General features: G+C 68.9%; 7 protein-coding genes, 1 tRNA gene and 1 pseudogene. 6 read left to right on the top strand and 3 right to left on the bottom strand.

The window, feature by feature from the left end; genetic code table 11:
* Window positions 1-223 (top strand): transposase domain-containing protein (locus tag COA17_RS05605; protein ID WP_141397025.1); only part of this gene is annotated, 223 nt, incomplete at its 5' end.
* Window positions 224-242: 19 nt separating this feature from the next.
* Here COA17_RS05605 and COA17_RS05600 read toward each other — a convergent pair.
* The 3 genes and pseudogenes from COA17_RS05600 to COA17_RS05590 form a co-directional block, all read right to left on the bottom strand.
* Window positions 243-676, bottom strand: a pseudogene (locus COA17_RS05600) (IS5 family transposase); the annotation flags it as partial.
* A gap of 59 nt (window positions 677-735) precedes the next feature.
* Complete coding sequence (locus tag COA17_RS05595; RefSeq protein WP_141397024.1) at window positions 736-1,620, bottom strand: hypothetical protein; 885 nt, start codon at window positions 1,618-1,620, stop codon at window positions 736-738.
* A 159-nt stretch (window positions 1,621-1,779) separates the two neighbouring features.
* A tRNA-Ser gene (locus COA17_RS05590) sits at window positions 1,780-1,869 on the bottom strand.
* Window positions 1,870-2,115: 246 nt separating this feature from the next.
* Here COA17_RS05590 and COA17_RS05585 point away from each other — a divergent pair.
* The 5 genes from COA17_RS05585 (at window position 2,116) to COA17_RS05570 (ending at window position 7,322) form a co-directional block, all read left to right on the top strand.
* Entirely contained in the window at window positions 2,116-2,853 is a 738-nt protein-coding gene (locus COA17_RS05585) for a DUF1134 domain-containing protein (protein WP_096610873.1), read from the top strand.
* Between the two features lie 88 nt (window positions 2,854-2,941).
* Complete coding sequence (locus tag COA17_RS19295; protein ID WP_176484809.1) at window positions 2,942-3,085, top strand: hypothetical protein; 144 nt, start codon at window positions 2,942-2,944, stop codon at window positions 3,083-3,085.
* Between the two features lie 129 nt (window positions 3,086-3,214).
* On the top strand, window positions 3,215-3,616 hold the full coding sequence (locus COA17_RS05580) for a hypothetical protein (protein ID WP_096610629.1): 402 nt from the start codon (window positions 3,215-3,217) through the stop codon (window positions 3,614-3,616).
* Between the two features lie 98 nt (window positions 3,617-3,714).
* A complete protein-coding gene (locus COA17_RS05575; protein WP_096610627.1) occupies window positions 3,715-5,919 on the top strand; it encodes a TonB-dependent receptor in 2,205 nt (734 codons plus the stop codon).
* Entirely contained in the window at window positions 5,916-7,322 is a 1,407-nt protein-coding gene (locus COA17_RS05570; RefSeq protein WP_096610625.1) for a PepSY-associated TM helix domain-containing protein, read from the top strand. The genes COA17_RS05575 and COA17_RS05570 overlap by 4 nt, the downstream gene beginning before the upstream one ends.
* The last annotated feature ends 93 nt before the right edge of the window (window positions 7,323-7,415 follow it).

Raw genomic sequence — 7,415 nt, 5'->3', positions numbered from 1 at the left:
AAGGCGCAACTGGCTGTTCGCGGGTTCGCGCGCAGGCGGCGAGCGAGCCGCCGCCATCTACACCGTCATCCAGACCTGCAAGGCCAACGGCGTCGACCCGCAGGCCTATATCGCCGATGTCATCGCCAGGGTCGCCGGCGACTGGCCCGCCACCCGCTGGGACGAGCTGATGCCGTGGAACTGGGTGCCCCAGACAGATCAGCCAACAGCCCAAGCCGCATAAACTGCGGTCCTCACGCCACGCTTACCATGAAGAAGCTCAACGGGCGGCCATTCGCGTCGGCAACGGCATGGAGCTTGGTGTTCATGCCGCCTTTGGTGCGGCCGATCAGGCGACCGAGAGCCCCTTTTTAACCCGCAGGCTCGATGCCGTGCGGTGCGCCTTCAGGTATGTCGCGTCGATCATGACGGTCTTGGGCTCCGCATCGACCGCCGCTAGCCCCTCCATCATGCGCGTGAATACGCCTCGCTCGCCCCGACGCTTCCACCGGTTATACAGCGTCTTGTGAGGACCATACGCGCTTGGCGCGTCTCGCCAGCGCAGCCCGTTGCGGTTGACGAAGACGATGCCGCTGAGCACCCGCCGGTCATCGACACGCGGCTTGCCGTGGCTCTTCGGAAAGAACGGCCGCAGCCGCTCGATTTGCTCGTCCGTCAACCAAAACAGGTCGCGCATCCCAGTCTCCTCACGGAGCCTGAATCAGATCGCAGCCGTCACATCAATGAGTCCTGACCCTAGCCCGCGAACTTGCCCAGGATGTCGACTAGCACCGCGAGCTTACCCTGTAGGGTGAGCCACGCGGCGAACCCACCGACAGCAGCGACCCCAGCAGCCTTGCCCACGGCCTTGGCGAACTCGTCGGCGGCAGCATCAGTCTTGCCGCCGATCCACTTGGCGACTTTGCCGGCCACCCGCGCGATCGTCTGTCCGGCGGTCCGCAGCCTGCTGGTCGATGGCGCGGCGCTCACAGCCTCTTCGCGGATCGCGTCGATCGCAGCCAAGGTCTCGGCCCGGTCGGCCTCCGTGATCGCGAACTCGGGCGGCGGCTGATTGTGGCCGATCCCGACAATGCCGCCGTCGGTGCTGTCCTCCCCGGTGGGCACAGCCCGCAGCGCCCGCTCGGCATCTGCGGCGGCGGCGAGGAGTTGATCGGTCAGAGCCTGTCGACCATCAAACGCGGATGCGAAAGGCGAGAAGTCGGTCGAGCGATCCGTCTGGATGGCGAAGCGGAAGCGCATGACATTGCCGGATGGAACCGCCGGGTAGCCAACTTCCAGCAGCTCCACCGCAGCAAAGAAGCTGGCGGTGTTCCGGAGCAGGACGACCTGCCCCACTCTGGGCGTTCGGGTCCGCGACGTGAAATCCGCAGAGGCCACCACGTCAGGCGTCGCCTGCCCGATGCTGGTGATCCCCTCTGCAATTGCGACGCCCTCGATCGCAGCGGGGTCATTGTAGAGGTGAGCTGACCCCTGACTGGCACTGCTCCAGCGCGTCTCGAACGCCCACGGCTCCGCACCGATGACGAACCGGCCGTCGTAGCTTGCATAGTTGAAGGTGGCCTCGCCGAGCGAACGCTCATCCTTCGGTGGCTCTACGCTATTTAGCTTCGGCAACTGCATCCCCGCTATTTGCGTCGCCACCCTCGTGACGCTGCCTCATCGTAGCCGGCTCGGCAGCATGGTCCAGCCACGTTAAAGTGCGACTGTGGGGCTATTTGTGGAGCGCTAGAGGGCCGCAAGGCAAAAACTTGGAAATCTCAGTGCCTTGTGGGAGGCCATTGGCGGAGACGGAGGGATTCGAACCCTCGGTACGGTTTCCCGTACGACGCTTTAGCAAAGCGTTGGTTTCAGCCACTCACCCACGTCTCCGGGTCACGGCGTGAGGCGGGGCTATAGCGAGCGCTTTCGGCGCGATCAATGCCTTGGTTGCGGCTTCCGTCGGTCGCGTTCGTGACTCGGATCGTCGTGCGTTCATTGTGGGGACAGGCTGCCGCAGGCTACAGTCGCCCGATCGGGTGGCGGGATGACGACATGACGGCAACGGGATACAGGGCGGGCAGCAAGGGCGTGGCGGTGACGCGCGCGCGGGTCGGACGGGCGGCGGCGCGCGCGGTGATGACGCTTGCCGCCGCGGCGGCGCTGACCGGCAGCGCGGTGGCGCAGGTGCGGACGATCGATCCCAACGCCGGGATCGACGCCGACGTCACCGGCACCGCCTCGCGCAGCCCCGCGCCGACGCCAGGCCCGTCCTACCCGCCGCCGACGGAGCCGGCCTATCCCGACGCGCCCGCCGCCGCGCCAGCGCCGCGCGCGACGCCCGCACCGTCCGCGAACCCGGAAACCCGCGCCGAAGCGACGACGCAGGCCGCCTCCACCTATCGCCGCGACGATCTGATCGCGGCCGGCGAAGGGGTGTTCGGCCGCGGCGCCGAGGGCTTCGCGCAGATCATCGAGAAGATCCTGAAGGATCAGGGCGAACCCAACGCCTATATCGCCGGGCGCGAGGCGTCGGGCGCGTTCGTGCTGGGGTTGCGTTACGGCTCGGGGGTGATGACGCACAAGGTGGAGGGGCAGCGCCCCGTCTACTGGACCGGACCGTCGGTCGGCTTCGACGTCGGCGGGGACGCCAACAAGGTGTTCGTGCTGGTGTACAACCTGTACGACACGCAGGACCTGTTCACGCGCTTCCCCGGCGCGGAGGGGCGGCTGTACTTCGTCGGCGGCTTTGCGGCGACCTATCTGCGCAAGGGCAATGTCGTCCTGATCCCGGTGCGGCTGGGGGTCGGCTGGCGCGCGGGCGTCAACGTCGGCTACATGAAGTTCACCGAAAAGTCGAAGTGGCTGCCGTTCTGATTTCCGCAACCGATCGCCCCGTTGGTCGTTGAAACGCCACCGTTCGACGCGAGAGGGGAATTAACGGATGCGCGCTCACGATGACGGCATGATGCTTTCTCCGCGGCTGTCCGATCTGCCGCGCGATGAGCGGATGGCGGCGCTGTACCAGCGCGCGCAGCAGCGCAAGGCCGCGTGGCAGGCGATGCGCATCCCCGCCGATGGTCTGTGGAGCCGCTGGTTCGGCCGCTGATCCTCGTCCTGCCTCCCGGCGGGGGGTGGGACAAAATGTGCCAGTGACAGGCAAGGCGCGCGGCGATAGGCGGGCGACGTGTCCGCGCTCCGCCGCCTCCTGCGCCAACGCCTCCTCGTCGCTTGCCTGATGGCAGCGGTGCTGGCACTGAAGCTGCTGGTGCCGACCGGCTATATGATCGCCGCGGAAGCCGGGCAGGTCGATATCGTGCTGTGTCCCGGGACAATGCCGGCGCCACCCCCGGCCGGGCACCACGCGATGCCGGCGATGATGGGCGCGATGGGACAGCACGCCGCGACGGCCCACGACCATTCCGAGCACCGCGACCACCGCGAACATCCCGCCACGCAAATGCCCTGCGCGTTCGCCGGCCTGTCCGCCGCGGTGCTGAGCGCTGCCGACCCGGTATTGATCGTGGCGCTGCTCGCGTTCGTCATGGCGAGCGCGCTCGGCCCGATCCTGCTGCCGGCACCCTTCCCGTCCGCCTATCTGCGCCCGCCGTTGCGCGGTCCCCCCGCCCGCCTGACCTGACCACCATTGAGCAGCGCTGCCCGCGCTCGTGCGGGCGGCGCGTCGTTATGTCGCGCCCGCGCACGGTTCCGCCGCGCCGGGCCGGTCAAGGTTGATCCATGTCCCGACACCATCATTCGGTCGGCGCCGCCGCGCGCTGCCTGCTGCCCGTCCTGTTCGCCGCGCTCCCGCTCGCCGCCCGTGCGGAGGAAAATCCCGCCGCCGAGGCGCCTGATCGCGCCGCCGACATCACCGTCATCGGCGAGCGTGACCCCACGCGGCTCGATGTCCCCACGCCCACCGTCAGCCGTCTGGGGCTGACCCCGCGCGAAACCCCCGCGACGCTCGACGTCGTCACGCAGGCGACGATGCAGGCGAAGGGGCTGCGCACCGCGGTGGAGGTGTATGACAGCACCCCAGGCGTCGTCGCAGGGCTGCTGCCCGGCGAACCCGCCAGCGCGTCGATGCGCGGCTTTTCGACCGGCGCGGTCTCCTATCTGTTCGACGGGATGCGGGTCGCCGATTCGACGATCCTCAACCGCAATTACGACAGCTTTGCCTTCGACCGGATCGAGGTGCTGAAGGGCCCGGCGTCGATCCTGTACGGCGACGGCGCGCTGGCCGGCGCGGTCAACCTGGTGCCCAAAAAGCCGAGCACCGACGCGCGCCATGTCGACGCGCTGGCCAGCTACGGCAGCTTCGACAGCTGGCGGCTGGGCGCCGGCGTCAACCAGCCGCTCGGCACCACCGCGGCGCTGCGCAGCGACCTGTCGGCATCGCGCAGCAGCGGCTATGTCGACGATACACGCACGCGCACGCTGCAATCCACCAACAGCCTGGCGTTGAACCCCACGTCGCGGCTGTCGGTACTGCTGGCATTCGACTATTTCGGCGAACGCAACCGCACCCCCTATCAGGGCGCACCCTTGCTGCCCGCCGCGGTCGCACGCGATCCGTCGGATGTGGTCCACAGCACCGCCGGGCTGGTGCTCGACCGCGCGATCCGCGACCGCAACTACAATGTCACCGACGGGCGCGCCGATTCGGACGCTTACTGGGGCCGCGCGCGCATCGCCTGGACGCTGGCGGACGGCTGGACGCTGACCGACGAGGCGAATCTGTATCGCGGCGACCGCACGTGGGAGAATTCGGAGGATTTCACCTACAACCCCGCCACCGCGCTGCTCGACCGCTCCACCACGAAGATCACCCACGATCACGACAGCTGGTCGAACCGCGCCTTCCTGACCGGCGACACGACCATTGCCGGGCTGCGCAACCGCGTGAACGTTGGCGCGGAATATAATGAGGCGCATTTCATCACCCACCGCCGCTTCGGCACCACCACGTCGGTGTCGCCGTTCGCGCCGGTGCGCGGCACCTTCCCCGCCGACGTCGCCGCCAATTTCCCCGGCGCCGGCAACCGTGCCGACTTCACCTCGCGCGTCGCCAGCTGGGCTGTGTTTGCGGAGGACGCGCTGAACCTCACCGATCGCTGGCTGCTCCTCGCGGGTCTGCGACACGACACGATCGATCTCGACCGCCGCGTCGACGACCTCAACCAGGGGACGACACAGCGGTTCGGGCGCCGGTTCCACGCGCTCTCGGGGCGGATCGGCAGCGTCTATGACGTCGCACCCACGACGCAGCTCTATGCGCAATACAGCCATGCGATCACCCCGGTCGGCTCGCTGCTGCTGTCGAATGTGCTGCGCGCCAGCGTCGACCTGACGCGCGGCGATTCGGTGGAAGGCGGGGTGAAGACCAGCCTGTTCGGCGACCGGCTGGCGCTGACCGCAGCGGGTTACTGGATCCGGCAGAGCGGCATCCTGACGCGCGATCCCGCGCGCCCGTCGGTGCAGGTGCAGGGCGGCGTGCAATCGTCGCGCGGGGTGGAACTGTCCGCGGTCGGCACGCTGTCGCGCCACTGGACGCTGGACGCCAATGCCGCCTTGCTGCGCGCCCGGTTCGACGAACTGACCGGCGCCGGCGGCGTCGACCTGACCGGCAAGCGCCCGGTCAACGTGCCGCAACGGCTCGCCAATCTCACGATCGCCTATCACGCTGATGCGCTGCCGCTGACGATCAGCGGCGCGCTGCGGCATGTCGGTGATATCTATACCAGCACCGCGAACACCGTTCGCGTCGACGGCTATACGCTGCTGGATGCGGGGATCGCCTATCGCCTGCCGCAGGCGACGGTGTCGCTGCGCGTGCGTAACATCGCCGATCGCTTCTACGCTTACTGGTCGGGCTATAGCGCGACCCAGGTCTATGTCGGTGCGCCGCGCAGCATCGACCTGACGCTGGCGACCCGGCTGTGAGCGCCCCCGCCCGCCCCGCCCCCGCCGGCTCCCGTGAATCGGCGACCCGCACCTATCGCGCGCTCTGGCGCTGGCATTTCTATGCCGGGCTGGTCGTCGCACCGTTCCTGCTGATCCTCAGCATCACCGGCGCGATCTATCTGTTCAATGACGAGATCGACGACGCGCTGTACCCGGCCCGTCGTTTCGTCCCCGCGCACGTCGCATCGCTGCCGCCCTCGCGGCTGGTCGACGCGGCGCTGTCGGCACATCCCGGGAAGGTGACGCGGATCGACATGCCGGCGGCGGCGAACCGGCCCGCGATCGTGTTCGTCACGCCCGTTGCCGGCGATCCGCTGCGCGTCGCGGTTGATCCGGGCAGCGGGCGCGTGCTGGGCGATTACATCTATACCCGCACGCTGGTGGGGATGGCCGACACGCTCCACGGCTCGCTGATGCTCGGCTGGTGGGGCGGGCTGGTGATGGAACTGGCGGCGGGCTGGGCGATCGTGCTGATCGCCACCGGCCTGTACCTGTGGTGGCCGCGCGGGCGGCGCGGGCTGGCGGGGGTGGTGTTCCCCCGCCTCCACCTGCGCGGGCGCGTGGTCTGGCGCGATATCCACGCCGTCACCGGCGTGTGGACGGTGGCGCTGATCGCCTTCCTGCTGCTCACCGGCCTGCCCTGGGCGCAGGTGCAGGGCGATGTGATTCGCGACATGCTGTCGCGCGTCGGCGGCGGCTATCCGGTGTCGCACGCCACCAGCAATGCGCCGTCCAGCGCGCCGATGAAGGCGGCGCTGGGCAGCGCGCCGTGGACGCTGGAAGGCGCGCCGATGCCCGTGTCGGCGATGCCCTCCGCCCATGCTGAGCATATGGCGCCTGCGGGCACGACCGATCGTGCGGCGATCGCCGGGCTGGACGCGGTGGTCGCCACGCTGGCGCGCGATCATGCGCTGGCGGGCGGCTATCGCCTGTTCCCGCCCGCCGGCCCCACCGGCGTCTACACCGCCTATACCTATCCCGACCGGCCGCAGGGCCAGCGCAGCCTGTATTTCGATCGCTATTCGGGGCGGCTGATCCGTGACGTCGGGTTCGCCGACTATGGCATCGGTGCGCGCGCGATCGAACTGGGGGTGCAGCTGCACATGGGCAATTACTTCGGCACGGTGAACCAGATCGTCATGCTGCTGCCGTGCATCGGCATCGTCGTACTGGTCGTCAGCGGAGTGGCGATGTGGTGGAAACGGCGCCCCGCCGGTCGGCTCGCCGCGCCGCCGCGTATCCCCGGTGCGCGGATCGCGGGCGCGGTCGCGATCCTGACGGCGGCGGGGGTGATGATGCCGGTGCTCGGGGTGTCGCTGCTGGCGGCGGCGGCGATCGACCTGACCGTTCGCTGGCGTTCGGCGCGCGCCACGCCCATCTGACGCGCGCTGGGTCAAGGCATTCAGAATCCAGACGTTGATCGACAACCGGCGCGCGCCTATCGGCAAGGGCGCGCGCCGGATCGGTCTTGGAGC

This window comes from Sphingomonas ginsenosidimutans, from assembly GCF_002374835.1.
Classification (GTDB): domain Bacteria; phylum Pseudomonadota; class Alphaproteobacteria; order Sphingomonadales; family Sphingomonadaceae; genus Sphingomonas; species Sphingomonas ginsenosidimutans.
The sequence above is the reverse complement of the archived record's forward strand: the minus strand, read 5'-3'. Positions and strand labels throughout refer to the sequence as shown.

Bases quoted from the DNA above. Each gene is read 5' to 3' on its own strand.
- COA17_RS05595 (WP_141397024.1), bottom strand. From the start codon at position 1,620: ATGCAGTTGCCGAAGCTAAATAGCGTAGAGCCACCGAAGGATGAGCGT.
- COA17_RS05585 (WP_096610873.1), top strand. From the start codon at position 2,116: ATGACGCTTGCCGCCGCGGCGGCGCTGACCGGCAGCGCGGTGGCGCAG.
- COA17_RS05575 (WP_096610627.1), top strand. From the start codon at position 3,715: ATGTCCCGACACCATCATTCGGTCGGCGCCGCCGCGCGCTGCCTGCTG.
- COA17_RS05580 (WP_096610629.1), top strand. From the start codon at position 3,215: ATGGCAGCGGTGCTGGCACTGAAGCTGCTGGTGCCGACCGGCTATATG.
- COA17_RS19295 (WP_176484809.1), top strand. From the start codon at position 2,942: ATGATGCTTTCTCCGCGGCTGTCCGATCTGCCGCGCGATGAGCGGATG.